Consider the following 17453-nt stretch of genomic DNA (forward strand, 5'->3'; position numbering starts at 1 on the left):
CCGCCGAACAGATCCTAGAAAAAGCCAACCGTCCAACAACTTCAAACTCGCGCCACTAGGTCCCACAATCCCCGTATGTTTCGGATCAAACAGCTCGTAGAACATCTGCCCGATGTCAGCGATGGCTGTCTCCCGGGCAGCTTCATCGCGTGCTGCGAGCGGATTCAAGGGAAGCGGGTTCTCCAGATCGTCGGCACGAACGACGACGCACCGGTTGGCCACTGACTCGGGGAGTTCCGTCATGATCCGGTCGACCAGTGTCCCGTGTGGATCGAGGACCAGTGCGCCGTGATCGCTGTGAGCCAACTGATGGACCATATTCGACAGCAGGGTACTCTTGCCGGTCCCTGTCGCCCCGACCATATGAACGTGACGCAGCAGTTCGGAATCACTGAGGCGCTCGTCAATCAGGACACCCGCATCGGTGACCGCTGCGCCCAGGCTCAACACCTCGGCCTTGTCTTGCGCGCGCGCCGAAGTGAGCGCTACTGGCATTGCTGCAGCCGGAGCCACCAGAAAACCTGGCACGTGAGCGCGACCCAGCGGGAGGCCGACAGCAAGTACTGTTTCCGCTTCCGTTGTCTCGCCGACGAAGTCCCCCGAGCACTCGCCGGCTTCCCGAAAGGTCAGTCCAGGGAAGGCGTCTGTCATCGCACCACGTACAGCGAGGGTCGGAGCGCTTGAGCCCACGAGCCTGACGCCGATTCGGTAGGTTGAATCCGCGGCTGCGGCGAGCCGGATCTCGAGATGTCCAGTCGGCCAATACGCGAGGGCGTGCCATACGCGTGCAAGTTCAGCCTCCACGGGCATCCGTGGTGCACGCCAATGACGCTGACCACCGGCAGTCGGAAAGAAGCCTAAGCCTGAGGCTTCGGGGCTGCCTGGCCATACATGCTCCTGCAGCATCGGAACGCACCGTCGTCGTGTGACCTCGGCAGTTTGACCAAACAGGTGCGCCATCTCTCCTCGCAGCTGCTCGGACGGGGTTTCCACATCGATGGTCAGATGCGCGGGACCTTGTCTCTCGCACACGCCCGCCCGCATTGTCACCGAGACGTCCGGCAGCAGCTGCATCATGGAGAGAATGCCACGGGGAACGTCGACATCGCTGTCGCAGTCACTGCTGCGCAGGGCAGAGATCGTAAGGCTGTCGTGGCGGTTGTTGAGTGCTTCGTTCACTGGAGGTCCTCCTTTTCCCGACTTCGAATGACAGCCGCTACCCCGCTTCCCCATCGACAACCAGAGCGCTGATCCGCACTACAGTCTCGGAAACGATGCGCTCGACTTCTTCTTTGACGATTTGCTCGTACTGGGGGCACTCTGCTTGCAGGATCTGCAGCGTCAGCTCGTCGTCTCCGATGTCGAGCGCCTTTTCGAAAGCCTTCAATGCCAGCAGCGTGAACGTATCGTAGATCCTTTCGCCAGTACGCCGTTCGAGTTCCGCGTACGCGATCTGGGCAAGTTGCTCCAGCGCGTCTGAAGGCAGGGTGGAATGCAGTGCTTCTGCAAGTATTGCGTGGAGATCAATCATAGGAACCTCCTGGTCACGTCGTCATTACGCGCTCGGTACCGTTTCCCCGTTTGATTGATCTGATCCATGCGCCAGCCAGGCGTTTGGTGAAGTGGACGCTGGAGACTTTCCCCGTCCCGGAGTAGCGGACCACTTTGACGTATCGGCCGGCAGTCAGTTGGTGCACCTTGTCGCGTTCGAAGCGATAATTGTAAGGATGAATTAAAGCAGCCCTTGGTTGAGTCGGAAGAACAGGTTCGCGGTGTCGGAATCGAACGGCAGATACCCGATCTCGTCGATGTTGAGTAGGTGGCAGCGGCGCAGCCGTTTGATCTCCGCGGCCAACCGTCCCGCGGTGTGGGCCTCGGGCAGCCTTGCCGCCCAGCCGGTCGCGGCATCGAAGAGCACCGGATACGAGTTGTGGGCGGCTTTCATCCCCAGCGCGATCGCCAAATACGTCTTCCCAACTCCGGGTGGCCCGAGGAGGGTCACGTTGTCTGCCTTGGCGATCCAGGTACTCGGGGCCAGATGTGCGATCACATCCCGCGGCAGAGAGGGCACATGATCGAAGGTGAAGTCCGCCACCGTCTTGACTGCCGGGAACCTCGCGGCGGTGATCCGCAGGGTAATTCCGTTGGCTTCGCGTTCGGAGACCTGGCGTGGGTGTCGAGCATCGTGTCGTACTGGGCGCCCACCGCGTCGGCGTCGGGTTGGTCATAGACCGAGTGCAGCAGCGCTTTGACGCCGGGCCACGCTGCTTTCGGGCACGCTCATCAGGTTGGCAGCGCAGTGGGTGCGACACCGCTGCCACGTCGCCCCGCCCAGCGTCGCTCGTATGGCCTCCACAAGGCCGGGCATGGGCATCGGAAGTCACCAACCTGACGCCGCTCAGCCCGCGGGCGCACAGGTCACGGAAGAACGCGAGCCAGCCGGCGTGGGTTTTGCTGGTCGCGATCTGCACCCCCATCACCTCACGATGCCCGTGGGCGTTGACTCCGGTCGCCACCATCACCGAGGCGTCGATGACCCGACCACCCTCCTGCACCTTCATCGTCAACGCGTCTGCCGCGTCGAATGTGTACGGACCAGAATCCAAAGGCTGACTACGAAATTCGGAGACTCTCTGATCGAGGTCGGCGGCCATCGTGGATACCTGCGACCTCGACAGGCCGGTGATCCCCAGAAACTGGACCAGCTTGCCCATCCGCCGGGTCGACACCCCCAGCAGGTAACAGGTGGCCACCACCGAACACAACGCGGCCTCAGCCCGGCGGCGCCGTCGAGCAGCCAATCCCGGAAATAGGTGCCCGACCGCAGCTTGGGGATCGCGACCTCGATCGTGCCCACCCGGGTGTCGAGGTCGCGGTGGCGGTAGCCGTTGCGGGAAGTGACGCGCTCATCGCTGCGGGCGTTGTAGGCGGCACCGCACACCGCATCGGCTTCGGCCGAGAGCCGGGCGTTGATGAAGGTGGTCAGCATTTCCCGCATCAGATCCGGGGACGCTTGGGTGAGGTGCTCATGAAGAAACCGGGCAGGGTCGATACCCGCCAGCGACAGCGGTCATAGTGGTCGTTCCTTTCGAGTGGGAATGTGAGAACTTCAACCTCGCCGACAAGTTGCCGGCCGTCCATGAGCATCTCGACACAGCCTGAGCCGACATCCTGGCGTTCACCGCGTTTCCCCGAGGAGGTGTGGCGCCAGATCTGGTCGAACAATCCCAACGAACGCCTCGACCGTGAAATACGCAGGCGCACAGAGATTGCCGGGGTCTTCCCGGACCCCAACTCGGTGATCCGACTCGTCGGGGCAGTCCTGGCCGAACAACACGACGAATGGATCGAAGGCCGCTGCTACCTCGACACGACCGAACGACCCAAGAAGGAGTTACCCGCACTCACCTAAAACGACACGCCCGAACGAAGGATCAACCTATACACCACGCCAGAGGACTTGACCCACTGAAGCGCGCCTGCACAACACACTACAGCCAGACGCCAGCTGGGGAAACGCCCGCAAGGTCGACATCCATGGGCATCCAGTCGCAGTCGAGTCCGGCGAGTCGCCTGCCGAAGCCTCTTGGGCCAAACAGCAACTTCCGTCGTGCCGTCGTGCTTGTCCAACGGCTACTGCGGACTGAGCCGGCCTGGATCAGCAACTGACTGAACGGCACAGCAGATCGTGGCGCCGGGAGTTCCGGCGCCACGATCAAGCTTCCTCACCGGTGATCGTGAGGACCCACACCGACGCGCCCACCGACACCGTTACACGATGGACAGGTCTTGCGGACCTCGGTTCGCAACTGCTTTCCGCGATAGTCTTTCTCGTACTTCACCTCGGTGACCGTGCCATCCCCCCTGCACTTCGCGCAGCGGTGACAGTTGCCACACGACGGGTTGTATCCGGGCATGCTAAATATCCCTTCGGGCGTCGACGCCGATGGTCGGCGGCGGGACCTGAACTCGATTCCATTCTGGAAGAACCCTCGATTCACCGACCGTATTAGTAGTAGGTCTGTGAGTCACCTCCTTCGGCACCCGCCGCGACAGCAGCATCAGGCCAGACGGCAACCAAGGTACGGTCGTCGTCAAACGTCTCACGGCTGAAGTCGGCGGCGTTGGCAAATTCCAGGAGTGATGGGACTCCGACGCCCAGAACGTCCTTGAAAAGGTTGCCGACACCACCTTCGCCACTTCCCAGCGGATCCCCGATACCGTCGGTGCCGACCAGCAGCACCTCGCCTGGTTCGAGTACCACAGACCTGACCTGCAGCGTCTGCGGCACTCGCGGCAGACCCGATACCGCTGAGCTCGTGATCCCGCCCTCGTCAGCCGACTTCCCGGCGATCAGCGATTCGAATCCTTCGCGTGAGAGGAGCCATGCGCCTGAATCGCCGACATCGGTGATCCGGACATCGGCACTGCCGTCGTCACGAGGATCGACGATCGCCACTACCAGTGTCGTGGAGAAGTCGCGCGCGGCCGCAGTTCGATCGGGTTCTTCCAGGCCCAGAGTGGTCTTCGCCTGTTCGACGATCGTCCAGGCCGCACCTCGGATCAGTTCGTCCCAATCGATCGCGGACCCAACCTCGGCAGCGTATGCCTGCACCCAGTGTGGGACATACCGGACGGCGCTGGTTGCACCGACATGTGCGTGCACGCAGTTGCCTACGCCATCGGCGACGGCGACCACGACCCGACCAGTCGGCAGCACGTGGACCACGAAGTCGTCTTGACGTGGTTGCCCGTAGTAGCGGTGTGCATGCCCTCGCAGCGACGCACCTCGCACCGTAACCTTCCCGGTACTCCATCCGTCGACGACAGTGTCGGGGCGGAACGGAAACGACCGGAACTTCTCGGACGTCGGCTTGGGCTCCAACCGCGGGCCCGGGGTACCCACCGAAACCGGCCGCCAACGTAGGGTTCCCATCACAGATGCGACCTGCTCGGAGTCATGCCCCGGTGGGGCACTCAGGTGCATACCCGCAGGCGTCCGTTGTGCTGACGCGAGTGGTGCGAACGTGTTGGTATCGGAATGGGCTATCTCGTCACGACCGGTCGAACCGGCGAACTCGGGTCCATGCACGGCGCTGCTGTGCGTACCCACAGTGGCGCGGTTGCGGACCTCAGCGGGCCTAAGCCACAGCCGCTCCCACCATCCGCGGATGGCCTCCCAGCCCGACACGTCACATCACTTCCGCGGCGATCTGGAATGACGCCGGGGGCTCGATCACGATCCCGCCACCCGTGCCGACGCTGTGGCCAGACGAGATCACCGATTGGGTCAGCGCCTCGATGAACTGGCTCAGCATGACACCGGTATCCGACCCCACTGCAGTCACGAATGCGTACGCCGGATCCGACGCCAGTTGCACGATTGTCGCGGTAACCGCGGACCCGATTCCGAACGCCAGCAGATTGGGATGCGTCCGCTCCCGCATCAATGCCGCGAGAACCGGTTCCCAGCCATCCCCAGGATTGGGGGCACCGTCAGTGAGGAAGAACACTGCCGGCCGGACCACCTCGTACCCTTCGTTCTTCATCTGTGGGATGTCGACCGATATCCGGTGACTGAGTTCTTCGAGCGCAGCGCGGTACGAGGTGGACCCGCTGATGGTCAGCGTCGGCATCTCCGGTAACAGTCTGAGATCCGTTGCCTCTAACCTGGTTACGGCACTGGTCCCGAACCCGACGATCGAGAATCGCACCTTGGAGGCTGCGAACGGCTCCTCTTGAAGTGCTGCCAGAAGACTCGTCAATCCTGTGTTGAGATGGTGTATCTCGCTGTCCATCGACCCGGACTCGTCCACCACGAGGTAGACCGGGAGTATCCTACCCTTGGGCTCTGGCATCGCTGTTTTCCTTTCCCTGATACGGATGTTGTGGTTCTGTGGGATGGACACTCGCGGGGCTCCTATTGGCCTATTGGTGCTGCCGGATGCCGTCGAGGCTGAACGAGACGGGGTATCCCCCGCTAGTGGCGAACTGCATCGAGGTGACCACCGGATTCACGGGCTCGTCGATTCCCGCGGCGGTGGTTGTCTGGACACCCAGCAGTCCCGAGTCCGCATTCAGCGGCTCCATCCAACCCGGATTGCTTATGGTCACCGGCGATTGGAACTCGAGGTCACTGCGTAGCTGTCGGTACCCGACAAATGTCCATCCGCGGTACACCTCGATCTTGTTGCACCCGGATGCGCTCACTGTCGACGTCAGGTACACCTGCCACAACTCGGCCTGTTGTAGTCCGTTCTCGCCGTTGAAGGTCCACACCTCACAGGTCTTGTATCGCTTTTGGAAGGGAAATGCCGTCGTACGGAGTTTCTCGGCCGCATCGGCCTCCGCTGACGCCCAAGCCGTCGACGCCTTCCCGGCAGCCACGAACGTTGAGATCAACAGCGCGGCACCAATGACGACCGTAATCACTCGGCCGTGCCATGGGCGTAGTAGAAGGAACGCGGCCAACAGGGCAAGGATCACCACCACCCCGGCGAGGTAGTCCGCCAAGAAGGCATCGAAGACACCTCGAACTGCACCGTCGTACACGGCTTCTGACGGCGCAAGCAGTGCTGTACGCCTCATCACCAAATGGCCCAGAAGGTATGGGGCCAGCACGGTGACCACTGCCGTCACACCCCACCCGATGACGGTCCAATCATGTGCCAAGCGAGCCTTCACCATGGCAGAGGCAGCTGCGGCCTGCCGGTTCTGCGAAGTAGGAGGTGGACTGTTTCGCGTGGATGACGGTGTGGACGGCGTCGACGATGTGTATGCGGCTTGCGACGGGCCAGCAGTCGTGGCGACAGTGGCTCGCTGTCGTGTGGGCGGCGCACCGGCGGGCGTTGGTTTGGGCACGGCCACAAGATTCAGGACCTTGTGAGTCCGCAAGGCCGTGTCGAGAATCTGATGCCACTGAGCCGCCGACGGACGACCGGTCTTGGGGCCTGTGATCGATGCTCGAACGGCGGTCTTGATGGCACTCGGGGTTTTGGTGGGCAGCTGGTCGGGGCTTCTCGTTCCCTGGTCGCCGACCAGCACTCGGAGCACCATCAGCCCGAATTTGTACATGTCCGACTGAGCTGTGGCCAACTCCTCTCCTGATGGGATCTCCCATCCTGGAGTTTCGAGTTGCGTTGCCACTGAACGACTCGCAACTCGCATTGCGTCGGTGTCGATGAAGTAGACCGACACTGGTGGCGAGAGCGAGAACAAGAGATTCTTGGGCGAGATGTCCCCAACCGTCACTGACCGGGCATGGAGCTTGGCAAGCGCTTCAGCGACTTCCTTGAGTACTTCGACGCGCTGACGGTCGGTGATCTTCAGCCCCCGATTGGCATCCACCAGTCGGGAATTCATGATGTGCTGGACCTCCGCGGCGACACGCTTCGGGCCGCTCGCGAGGTTGATCGTCATGAAGAATCTCTGGGGAATGGCTGGCATCACGAATCCGGTGACCGAACCTGCGTTGGTCACCAGCGCGCATGGCCACGCCGCAAACTCGATGAGCTTCGACGCTTCCGAATGGCCCAATTTCTCGAGAAAATCCGGCATTGCGGCCAATGCACTCCGGCTGAGCTTGCTGATAACCTCCGGCTTGTACTCCTTGTACACCATATTGGAGGTGAAGGAGGTCTTTACTTTCGATGCATGGTAAACAGTCCCCTGACCGCCGGCAGCGATCTTCGTCGACCCGTCGATCGGGCCAATCGTCGAGCGTTCGAACGTGCGTGCCAAACCGGAACCTCTCTAGCTAGTAGCGAGAGGGTTAAATTCGTCGGCACGTCATGCTTTCAGTTATTCCTGAGCGCACCCAAGGATTTCCCTCGATCAAAGTCTGCGAGAAGTTTAGCGGCAAGATCGTGGAGGAGTCTGTCGTCCATCCATACGATTGTGTTGAGTCCGGGGATGGCCCCACGTCCCCATTACCTTTCGTAGCTCAAGAAACTGCCGACCCCGACCGCCACTAACAGTCACCAGACAGAAACCACAGGGACCCCTAATCGTAGTGCCACTGATTGATCCACCCACACGAACCTCAGCAGACCCGGTCTCTTGAACTCAGACGAGCAAAGGCTCGCCGTCCGCGCTGTTCACGCGTTCGGGAGATAGACGCCCACCGCCGTTACATGGCAGAGTATTCCTTTCATGCACTGATGACCAGCCACTTTGGAGAGTTTCCGCCGTGACCCTCGCACACGCAGACCGGACCACGCCCACGTGGATCCGAGAGGTCGATATCGCCCTCGCCGCCAATCCTCAGGTGGTCCTCACCGGCAACCTTCGTGATTTCGCCCTGATACCGACCGATAAACCCGGAGGTCCGCCGTACCGGAGTTTCGACATCACTTCGGCCCTAGTCCACGCGCTGTCCCAGGCGGGTCACCAGAATATAGTCTCGTTCAATCCCGCCGAAGGACTCGGAATTCTCTCCGAGCAGGGACACGTCGCCTCAACACTCATCCGCGATGCCGAGAAGGTCGCGGGCAACGAAGCGTCCCTGACACGACAACTTCGAGTCCTCATCCGGCTGGTCGCCTCAGCAGAGGACTCTTGCTGCCTGGTTATTGAAGGTGCCTCCCGCCTCCGCACCGAGTCAGAAACGTTGGGGGGAGAACTGCACGAACTCCTCGTCACCGCGGAGCGAGCACTTCTCACCGCTGTCCGTCATCGTGTTGCCGGCTCGCACCGCACGCCGCTCTACAACACGATCTTTTGGATGGTCGACCGCGAAGGCGACCTTCCCCACTGGATCGTTGGCAACGATCTGGTCCGAGTGATCTCGATTCCACTCCCGTCGCTTGGCGATCGACGCAATCTAATTCGACCTCTTATCAATTCACTCCCGAATGCAGTGCCCATCCCCTTCGACCGCGAGCTCGACGAGGCGTCGATTGAGCTGATCGACCGCTACGCCGGTCTTACGGGTGGCCTGACGTTGCGTTCGATCAATGAGATCAACCGACTGGCCATCGATCGCGGAATCCCCGGAGCCCGTATCGAAGATGCAGTTCGCACCTACCGTGTCGGCATTCCGGACAACCCGTGGCACGACCCGGCATTGAAAGCCAAGATCCGCGAGGCCGCGGCGACTCTGAACCGCAGTGTCCTCGGTCAGCCTGCCGCAGTTCGCAAGACCGTCGACATCCTCATCCGATCGACCATGGGACTAACCGGCGCCCAAACCGCGAGCTCCGGAGGGCGCCCGCAAGGCGTTCTCTTCTTCGCGGGTCCGACGGGTGTGGGCAAGACCGAGCTGGCAAAGTCTGTGGCCGAGTTGGTTTTCGGGCGTAACGACGCCTTTCTTCGATTCGACATGAGCGAGTTCGCACACGAGGGCGCCGAAGCGCGACTGATCGGCGCGCCACCCGGCTACATCGGGCACAACGCCGGGGGTGAACTGACCAACGCCGTCAGGCAACAGCCGTTCCGCCTGATCCTGTTCGACGAGGTTGAGAAGGCGCATCCGCAGATCTTCGACAAGTTTCTTCAGATCCTCGAGGACGGACGGCTGACCGACGGGAACGGATCGACCGTGTACTTCTCCGAGGCACTCATCGTGTTCACCTCGAACCTCGGGGTCTACACAGTCGGACCTGACGGACTGCGCACGCCACGAATCACCCGCGGTGCCGGATACCGAGAGGTGGAGACAACCATCCGCGCTGCGGTCGCAGAGCACTTCACCCGAGACTTAGGCCGGCCGGAGATTCTGAATCGCATAGGCGAGAACGTCGTCGTATTCGATTTCGTGTCCGAGGACGTCGGCAACGAACTGGTCGACGTGTTCGTGAACAACATAGGCAACCGTGTCCGCGAGACCACCGGAGCGCGACTGGTCATCTCCGACGAGGCCATCCAAACCCTCAAGTCCGGAGCCACACAGAACCTCGACTTCGGTGGCCGTGGCGTGGCCAACGTCGTCGAAGCCATGCTCATCAACCCGCTCGCCCGCGCAATGTTTGATCTTCCGACGGTGCCACCCGAAGTGGTGGTGACACGAATCAAGAGGTCCGGCGAAGCATGGAATGTATGGCTCCGCTGATGGGCTTCGGCAGCCCCGATGCGTCCGCATCACGGGCATCTCCCAGCGCATCCAGAAAGCATTGACCATTCACGCGATCGTTAGGGAACCGCCCGGTGTCGGCTGGGAGCTTTGGTCCGCGGGTGTGGTGCCGTGTTCAGGGGTGATAACCGAGGCGGTCCGGTGGACACGGCCTCGCGCCCTGCACCCGCGTGCCTTTGATGGCATGGGGAATGGTTGCCCGTGCCATCGCTCGGCGGCCGAGTCCCTGGGGGATCGCGTACTTGTCCGGCTTCGTGGATCAGCATTTCGCGGGCATCGGTCGCCTGGTTGAACCGCGACGACGAATCGAATCCCCCAACGCGCTGCGTCAAGGACTCACCAACGCACGCAGGCGAGCAACCAACGCCCACCCACGCGTACTGAGCAAGCGGGCCCACGGACTCCACACCAGAAGCGTTGCCAGAACTCACCCGCGGAGGCTCCTGCACCGAAATGTGTGTCCTTAGTCCCCCACGAGAACGCCAGGGATCCGAACCAACCCGGCTACTGTAACAAGCGACTGTACTCTTGCCGACTATCGCTCAGTTTCCGGTACCACAATGCGGACAATTCACTGTGACGCGATTCCATGATCGCTTTCCCCAGAACGCTCGACCGCAGTTGCGGCACTTGTGAACCTCGGTGTATTCGCCACTTCGAGATGACGAACCTGTCTCTGCCATTTACTAACCCTTCCTATCTGAAAACTGCGCAACAGTTCTCGTTGGTTATCACGGTGGTCAACTATATGTTGGGCGATGCGATACCCACTCAGCGGTGACCTCGGCCGGGCGCACAACGTATCCACCAACCTCGTAACCCTGCCGAATCCGCTCAACGATCCGCAGCTCATCGCTTTGATCACTTCGGCGAACATTGCTTCGCACCACACGGTGCCGGGCTTTGTCGACTTCGGTTCCCGGCGTGCACTCGATCGTCTCGACACCGAAATCTTCGAGAATGTCGAGCAGTTCGTCTACAAGGCTGGCGGTCAACGACCACGGATCTGCCTGTCGCCTCGAGGCCTCCAACTCCACCCGATCGATGAGCGCAGCCATCTGGCGCGCGATCGGGCGCAATAGTGAGTGCGATACACCGGTCTCCGCGGCCACCGCCCGGTCTCGCAGCACAAGCAGCGACTGCTCGTAGTTGCGCGCCACAATACCGCTTTCCGAACTGATCGCGCTCTCAATTCTGTCGAAGCGCCCGTGCATTTGAGCCAATAAAGTGGCGGCCTCTGCTGAATAAGGCGTACCACCCGGCATTCCAGCATCCTCGGCACCTTCCACATACTTTGCCGACGAGACCTCATGATAATCCACAGCACCTGCTCCGTAAGGGGTGGAATCACTGGACACGTCACTCGTAGGCGGTGCAGTTACTTCCGAATCCCACTGGAAATCTGGATCGATTCCCCGACTTTCAGGATTTCCGGATGTCGATGATTCATCAGCGGTCGTATTTGGCGGTGCAATAGGTTCAATCCGCCCCGAGTGGTCGTCGTAAACTTCTGAGTTTAGAGCTACGTCCACGTCGCTGTTGTATGGGGAACCGGGCTTTTGAAAAGTCATTGCACCACGATCGCTTTGCTCTGCTTACGTAGTGAGACCACATCTTCGGCCTTCAGGTTCGCCGTTCGTTCAACCACCATTTGTCCGATGAGTCGCCCATTGACGGCATCGTGAAGTTCGGCCTCGACCGTCTGATTTTCATTCACGACGAACACGACTCTCAGCGGAGCTTTGGCAGGCAAGTCGTAGTCAAGGTTGAGTAGCGATTCGCCCAAGATCTTTACGTACTGTAACTCTGCGCCATTCTCGTCGCCCTCGGTGATCTGCAAATTAATCTGGTTGGTCGCGCCTACCGTCGAGAACGAGCTCGCTTCGACTCGGTTCGGCACATGAGTGTTGGGTGCGACCACCACGCTATTCAACATCTTCGATCCATCGTCAGCGAGCACAGCGACCCCAAGGCCCTGCGCAACCACGTCTGACACATTGGCTTTGACGATTGGCGGTTTGCCACTCTCAGCGGCGTTACGCAGCTCAGCAACTATTGCCGCACCCAGCGCAACGGCTTCGTCAGGATGAACACTCTTGTCGGGCTCCAACCCGGTCCATTCCTTCACAGACCGCTCGATGATCTTCATGCGCGTTGATCCACCGACGAGTAGGAGCTTATCCACATCCGAGTAGGACATACCGGATTGGTCCATGACGTCTTCCAGAATGTACCGAGTCCTGGTGACCAAGTCCGCTACCGCGCGATCGAACTCATCGCGAACTACTGTGATGGACTCGGTTCCGATTCTGATCTTGGCCTTGTCACTCGTCGAAAGGCGATGCTTAGCCGCCTCTGCCTGCTCACGGATCAGCGCGAGTTGCTTGTCATCGTCTGGATCGAGCGTTCCCCCGAGTTCTCGATATCGGGCTTCGACCAGTCTGATGAGCTCGTTGTCGAAATCGAATCCGCCGAGGTTTCGATCGCCCGCCGAAGCCAAGACAGTAAAGTTATTGTTAGAGATGTTCATCAGTGTGACATCGAAGGTCCCACCTCCCAGATCGTAGACGAGAACCTTTCCGTTGTAGCCACCTTTGAGGCCGAAGCTCAGCGCAGCAGCCGTAGGCTCATTGATGACCTGCAGCACGTTCAGCCCTGCGATCTCACCCGCTTGCCGTGTTGCTGTGCGCTCGGCATCACCGAAGTAGGCGGGAACAGTAATGACGACATCCTCGACCTTCTCTCCAAGAAAGTCAGACGCATCGTCAACAAGGAATCGCAGGATGAATGACGAGATAATTTCTGGTCCATACTCGTCATCAGTTCGCTCTGGAATGAATCTGTAGTCCGGGTTCCCCATGTGTCGCTTGACATAGCGGACAACATTGTTAGGTAGGGATGTTTCGGCGTTTTTTGCCTGTTTTCCAACGGTTACTTCCCCGTCGTCGAACAAAACGGCAGAGGGAGTGGTGTTATCGCCTTCACGATTATGAATTATCGTCGATAACCCATCGGCGCCCAAGACCGCGACGGCGGAGTTCGTTGTTCCGAGGTCAATGCCTACGACCTTCGCCATCAGTGACCGGCCATCATCAGTGCAAGTGAGTTCTTACGCTGCGAACTCTTCCACCTGGGAACCCGCGATTGCCAGATGACCAATCCCGCAGCTACGAAAGACCCGATGATCAAAAGCGCTGCAAACCCACCTGAAAATCCGGCAACGACGAGGCCCAACAGGAAGGCTCCGACTATCCCGCCCAACCAGACGAAGGGAGCATCGGACACCGTCTTCGGCAAGCACCACACCACGTCTCGTTGCTTGTTCACGTACGCGAGGATATCCGTTGAGGCTTTTTGCACTTCTGGATCACGCGACAGTTGCTGCGCTTCGCCGGCTAGCGCTCCCATAGGGTGGATCTCGTCCTCTTGTGTGATCGCGTAGGCTCCGTCACGCTGTAGCTTCGGAATTGATTCAGCCTTCTCGAGCAATGCCATCGCAAGGTAGTAGCGGACAGGCTCTGAGCCCTGATGATTGGCGAACACACGACGGTACATATCGATCGCCTGGTCCAGAAGTCCGTTCTGCTGCAACACAGATCCCTGTGCGAGCGGGTAGACGAAGCTGGTCGGGTCCAGTTGCGTGGCAACCTGATACTCCTTCAGCGCCTTCACCCAGTCCTTGACCTGTTCATACACATTGCCCAGATTGAAGTGGTATTCCGCATTGTTGATCTCAATCTCGGTTGCCTGCCGCGCTTCATATAGAGCGTCCTGGACCCGCCCAAGTCCCAAGTTGGCGCGCGAGCGGAGGCTCCACGATTCCGCGTTCCCACCGAGCACGGTTGTTGCTTCCTTTGCCGCGTAGGCCGCCGAATGGTAGTCATTGGCTGCCAGAGCCGCACGTGCAGTAGCGACCCAGTCCGTGCCGCCCCCCGCAGCTGCCGGTTGCTGAACCGGCGCCGCCGCCGGCACCACTCCTTGCTGAAGCTCGCGGTCATACGCCATGCGCCTCTGCGGTCCCGACAACAGCACCTCTCGGGCCTCCCGGAGGCGCTTCATCTTCGTCTCGGCCTCGTGCCGTACGTCGATGTTCGGAGACGACGCGCGTTTGGTCCACTGTCGCGTCGCCCGCTTCGACGCGTCCTCGATCTCGGCCTGACTGGCAGTGGGTGGGACTCCAAGCAGTTCGTAGTAGTCGACTTCAACCATCGGGTGTTTCGCTCCAGTTCGATCGTCGCCAAATTTCGCGGCCATTGGTCTCTGCGACCGCGTCGACGCTGGCGCGGCAGCCCTGGCTTCTCCCAAGCTAAGAACTCAGAAGCTATCACTGCACCCAGGTCTAGCCTGTAGTCCGTTTGGATCAATCCGGCAGTGTGCTGGAACGATTGGCCAAGAATTAGTCCGTACGGTGGAGACCCTTGTAGCCACTGCCTACGGTTAGTCTCGGTTAGTCTGTTTGGACGAATCCACCAGTCATCCGATCGAGCGATCAGCGGTCGACCCAGGTAGTCCATAAGATTCTGAGATGGTGGCCGCGCGAGTTACCACTTTTGAACCCTGCAACCGAACCGTCGAGGGCAACTCAACTCATGCCAATTGACTACACCCATCCCAACAGGATCAACTACGAACACCCCCGGCGGAAGAGCCCTGCGAACGGCGCCGAGTCTCCACCTGCTGCCACCGGGCAGACGACTGCTCCGGCAAGATCCCGTGAGCTGCGTAGTCGACGAGATCGTGGGCTTCGGCCCGATACAGCAAAGTCGGGCCAAGCGGCGCCTACCGCCGACGTCCCCGAGCGCCAGCCCCACGGACCTACGTCACCAGCTTCCGAGATCGTCACGTGCGTCTGTGGGACCGAACAGAACCGAGCGGTGGTGACCCAATGCACCTGCTGCGGTGCGGATCTCTGGTCGCTGTCCTCATCTGACAACGACACTATTACGGGCACCGCCACTGCCCGCGCACGTCGTCCGATTGGCAACCTGCCCTCCACGCCGCCACCCCGCGCAAATACCGGCTTCATCGATCAGATGCAGGCATTTGACGAAGGCATCCGGGAGAGATTTAATGAGCTGCTCGAGTTGTCGGGGCCGACTCTCGATGCCCAGTGGCGTGATATCGCGGCAGCTATCCTGGCGCTGCACACATGGGATCCCTCTGCACTCAACATCGAGATCCTTCGCCTGAATGTCATGCGGTCGAAGATCAGCGAGTGGGCTGCACGCGGCGGCGAGGTCGACTTGGACCGTATCGGCTGGACCCACGTTCTCAATTTCATCGAGACCATCGATTCAGTCGAACGCCCCGGTGAACGTGACTGGACGACGGGCGCTATCGAATTGCAATATCGGGGCGCAATTCCAGTCGAATTCGATCATTTGGAATCGGTGCGACGAATTGCAGAAATGATCCAGGGGGTAGAAATTGAGGTTACCGAGCTCGTCGCCAAAATGGGCAATGTGTTCAACGCGCACATAGAAGACTTCGCACGTCAGAACAACTGCGAGCTCGAAATTCTCACGTCCGATATCACCGATGCAATACTATCCCGACAAGGATGGGAACTCGCGTGGATCTTCATTTGGCCGACCTACTTCGGCCAGTTAGGGGTGTATGCATACAATGCATGGGTCGACAAGCTTCCTGAAATTGAATGGTATATCGCCAAACATATAGTCGACGAGGCGAAAGGAGTGTGTGATGACCATTGACGTCCCACGCCTAAGTCAACTCACCAGCCAGGCCAAGGCTGTTGCAGACCGACTACGCAGCCAGCGTCGACCTCTGCAATTGGTTGGAGAGAAGCAAGAGAACCAGACCGTGCAGCGTTTCGGGAAGTTCGGTCGCATGGAGACAGTCACGCAGAAGGTGTCCGTACCGGTCTCACTCCCCGGTTGGCCATTGGGCATCAATCGAATGGTTCTACGATCTTCGGCGTCGCATTCGGTCGAAGAGGTGCTCTTGACACCCGAAGGAGCACTCGTCACTGTCGTCATCGATCCGAATGAGCCCGCGGAGTTCCGCGCGATCTCGAATCGCCCTCTTCATGCGGTGCGTGTCGCGCAGAGCGCCGGCGGAGATCCGACGTGGATACCGACAGGGAACAGCGGCGACAAAGTCGACGAGGTGGCTGCCAAGCACAAGGCCGTGATCACAGCCGGTGAAGCGGTCTATCGAATGGTCGATCTACTCGGGCGCCTCGGTTGATACGGCGCCGGCTGTTGGGGCCGACTTCTTTACAGATCGACGACGTTCGCTCGGTTAGCAATGGCGGATGGGGTTAAGACGAGTTAAGACGTGACCTCTCCGGACGCCCCTGGCCGGCGTGGACGACCGTGGTGATGGAGGCCTCCATTGCCTACCCGTCAGTAGCCGGTGGTATCGCACTTATCGACGATCGCCGGGAGATGCCGTGGGAGTGATCGCAGCGCACTCGCTTTGACATGTGGACCGGCCCGGCCGGGTGCTCATCACGCTGATCGGGATACCGCAAACCCTCGCGGACTGGCCACTCGTCGTGGTCGATCTCGACGAGTGGCCGGCCGTTCTCGTCGGGGCTCGCTACTGGTGTGTTGGCGTGGTTGTGGCGACACCGGACCGCCGCCCGCCAGAATGAATTGGCCGTTCGGTGACCTGTGTGGTCCCGTGGCACAGTGAACCCGTGCTGCTGCCGTCGCTGATCCCCCACGCACCCGACCTTTCCGATGCCGTCGTCGTCGGTGACGATCGTCTGTCACGCGAAGACCTCGTCGGCGCCGCGACCGCGGTGGCCGAACGTATTCGCGGGGCACACACGCTCGCCGTCCTCGCCCGGCCGACGGCCTCGACGGTTCTCGCCGTCGTCGGCGGCCTGATCGCGGGGGTCGCGATCGTGCCGGTGCCGCCGGATTCCGGACGCCGAGAACTCGACCACATCCTGCAGGATTCCGGCGCCCAGGCCTGGTTGGGTGAGGCCCCCGCCGACACGTCGCTACCCGCCATCCCGGTACGCCGCTACGCCAAGTCGTGGCACTCCCACCCCGAACCGCCCGCCGACGCGACCGCACTGATCCTCTACACCTCCGGCACCACCGGTTTGCCCAAGGGCGTCCCGATCACCCGTCGCGCGATCGCAGCGGGCCTCGACGCCCTCGCCGGCGCCTGGGCATGGACGTCGGAAGACACACTCGCCCATGGCCTTCCGCTGTTCCACGTGCACGGCCTGATCCTGGGGGCGCTGGGACCGCTGCGGCGCGGCGGCCGGCTGATCCACACCGTCAAGCCGACTCCCGACCACTACGCCCGCGCCGCCGACGCAGGTGCGTCGATGTTCTTCGGGGTTCCGACGGTGTGGTCGAGGATCGGCGCCGAGCCGGAGTCGGCCCGCCGGCTGTCGGGGGCG

Annotated in this window: 13 protein-coding genes and 2 pseudogenes; 5 read left to right on the plus strand and 10 right to left on the minus strand. The window is 60.7% G+C overall.

The window, feature by feature from the left end:
• From B1964_RS31295 to B1964_RS26030, 4 genes and pseudogenes are all read right to left on the minus strand, one after another.
• A partial coding sequence (locus tag B1964_RS31295; RefSeq protein ID WP_253194204.1) for a DUF87 domain-containing protein occupies positions 1 to 1179 on the minus strand: 1179 nt, incomplete at its 3' end.
• Between the two features lie 37 nt (positions 1180 to 1216).
• Entirely contained in the window at positions 1217 to 1531 is a 315-nt protein-coding gene (locus B1964_RS26020; protein ID WP_020173004.1) for a DUF5663 domain-containing protein, read from the minus strand.
• A gap of 201 nt (positions 1532 to 1732) precedes the next feature.
• The gene (locus tag B1964_RS26025) at positions 1733 to 2140 is read right to left on the minus strand and encodes an ATP-binding protein (protein ID WP_079931869.1); all 408 of its coding nucleotides are present in this window, start codon (positions 2138 to 2140) and stop codon (positions 1733 to 1735) included.
• Between the two features lie 35 nt (positions 2141 to 2175).
• Positions 2176 to 3067, minus strand: a pseudogene (locus B1964_RS26030) (IS256 family transposase); the annotation flags it as partial.
• A gap of 53 nt (positions 3068 to 3120) precedes the next feature.
• Here B1964_RS26030 and B1964_RS26035 point away from each other — a divergent pair.
• Positions 3121 to 3358: pseudogene (locus tag B1964_RS26035) on the plus strand (transposase); the annotation flags it as partial.
• 651 nt (positions 3359 to 4009) lie between these two features.
• On the opposite strand, the gene B1964_RS26040 reads toward B1964_RS26035, so the two are convergent.
• The 3 genes from B1964_RS26040 to B1964_RS26050 all read right to left on the minus strand — a co-directional run bounded on the left by B1964_RS26040 (position 4010) and on the right by B1964_RS26050 (position 7740).
• The gene (locus B1964_RS26040) at positions 4010 to 4987 is read right to left on the minus strand and encodes a protein phosphatase 2C domain-containing protein (RefSeq protein WP_139765873.1); all 978 of its coding nucleotides are present in this window, start codon (positions 4985 to 4987) and stop codon (positions 4010 to 4012) included.
• 205 nt (positions 4988 to 5192) lie between these two features.
• Complete coding sequence (locus B1964_RS26045; RefSeq protein WP_020172999.1) at positions 5193 to 5858, minus strand: VWA domain-containing protein; 666 nt, start codon at positions 5856 to 5858, stop codon at positions 5193 to 5195.
• 70 nt (positions 5859 to 5928) lie between these two features.
• Entirely contained in the window at positions 5929 to 7740 is a 1812-nt protein-coding gene (locus B1964_RS26050) for a hypothetical protein (RefSeq protein WP_139765874.1), read from the minus strand.
• 526 nt (positions 7741 to 8266) lie between these two features.
• Here B1964_RS26050 and B1964_RS26055 point away from each other — a divergent pair.
• Complete coding sequence (locus tag B1964_RS26055; RefSeq protein WP_253194205.1) at positions 8267 to 10048, plus strand: AAA family ATPase; 1782 nt, start codon at positions 8267 to 8269, stop codon at positions 10046 to 10048.
• Between the two features lie 761 nt (positions 10049 to 10809).
• Here B1964_RS26055 and grpE read toward each other — a convergent pair.
• The 3 genes from grpE to B1964_RS26070 are packed head-to-tail and all read right to left on the minus strand — an operon-like array spanning position 10810 to position 14278.
• Positions 10810 to 11640: a nucleotide exchange factor GrpE gene (grpE, locus tag B1964_RS26060; RefSeq protein ID WP_079931872.1), complete on the minus strand. Its 831-nt coding sequence runs from the start codon at positions 11638 to 11640 to the stop codon at positions 10810 to 10812.
• On the minus strand, positions 11637 to 13145 hold the full coding sequence (locus B1964_RS26065; protein ID WP_020172994.1) for an Hsp70 family protein: 1509 nt from the start codon (positions 13143 to 13145) through the stop codon (positions 11637 to 11639). Before B1964_RS26065 ends, grpE begins: the two co-directional genes overlap by 4 nt.
• A complete protein-coding gene (locus B1964_RS26070; protein ID WP_020172993.1) occupies positions 13145 to 14278 on the minus strand; it encodes a tetratricopeptide repeat protein in 1134 nt (377 codons plus the stop codon). The genes B1964_RS26065 and B1964_RS26070 overlap by 1 nt, the downstream gene beginning before the upstream one ends.
• Positions 14279 to 14946: 668 nt before the next feature.
• Here B1964_RS26070 and B1964_RS26075 point away from each other — a divergent pair.
• The 3 genes from B1964_RS26075 to B1964_RS26085 all read left to right on the plus strand — a co-directional run.
• Positions 14947 to 15783, plus strand: coding sequence for a hypothetical protein (locus B1964_RS26075; protein WP_231386862.1), 837 nt, complete (start codon positions 14947 to 14949; stop codon positions 15781 to 15783).
• Entirely contained in the window at positions 15773 to 16279 is a 507-nt protein-coding gene (locus tag B1964_RS26080) for a hypothetical protein (RefSeq protein ID WP_026920454.1), read from the plus strand. Before B1964_RS26075 ends, B1964_RS26080 begins: the two co-directional genes overlap by 11 nt.
• Before the next feature lie 454 nt (positions 16280 to 16733).
• Positions 16734 to 17453 (plus strand): AMP-binding protein (locus tag B1964_RS26085; RefSeq protein WP_139765875.1); only part of this gene is annotated, 720 nt, incomplete at its 3' end.

Source organism: Gordonia sp. i37 (assembly GCF_002043085.1).
GTDB lineage: Bacteria > Actinomycetota > Actinomycetes > Mycobacteriales > Mycobacteriaceae > Gordonia > Gordonia polyisoprenivorans.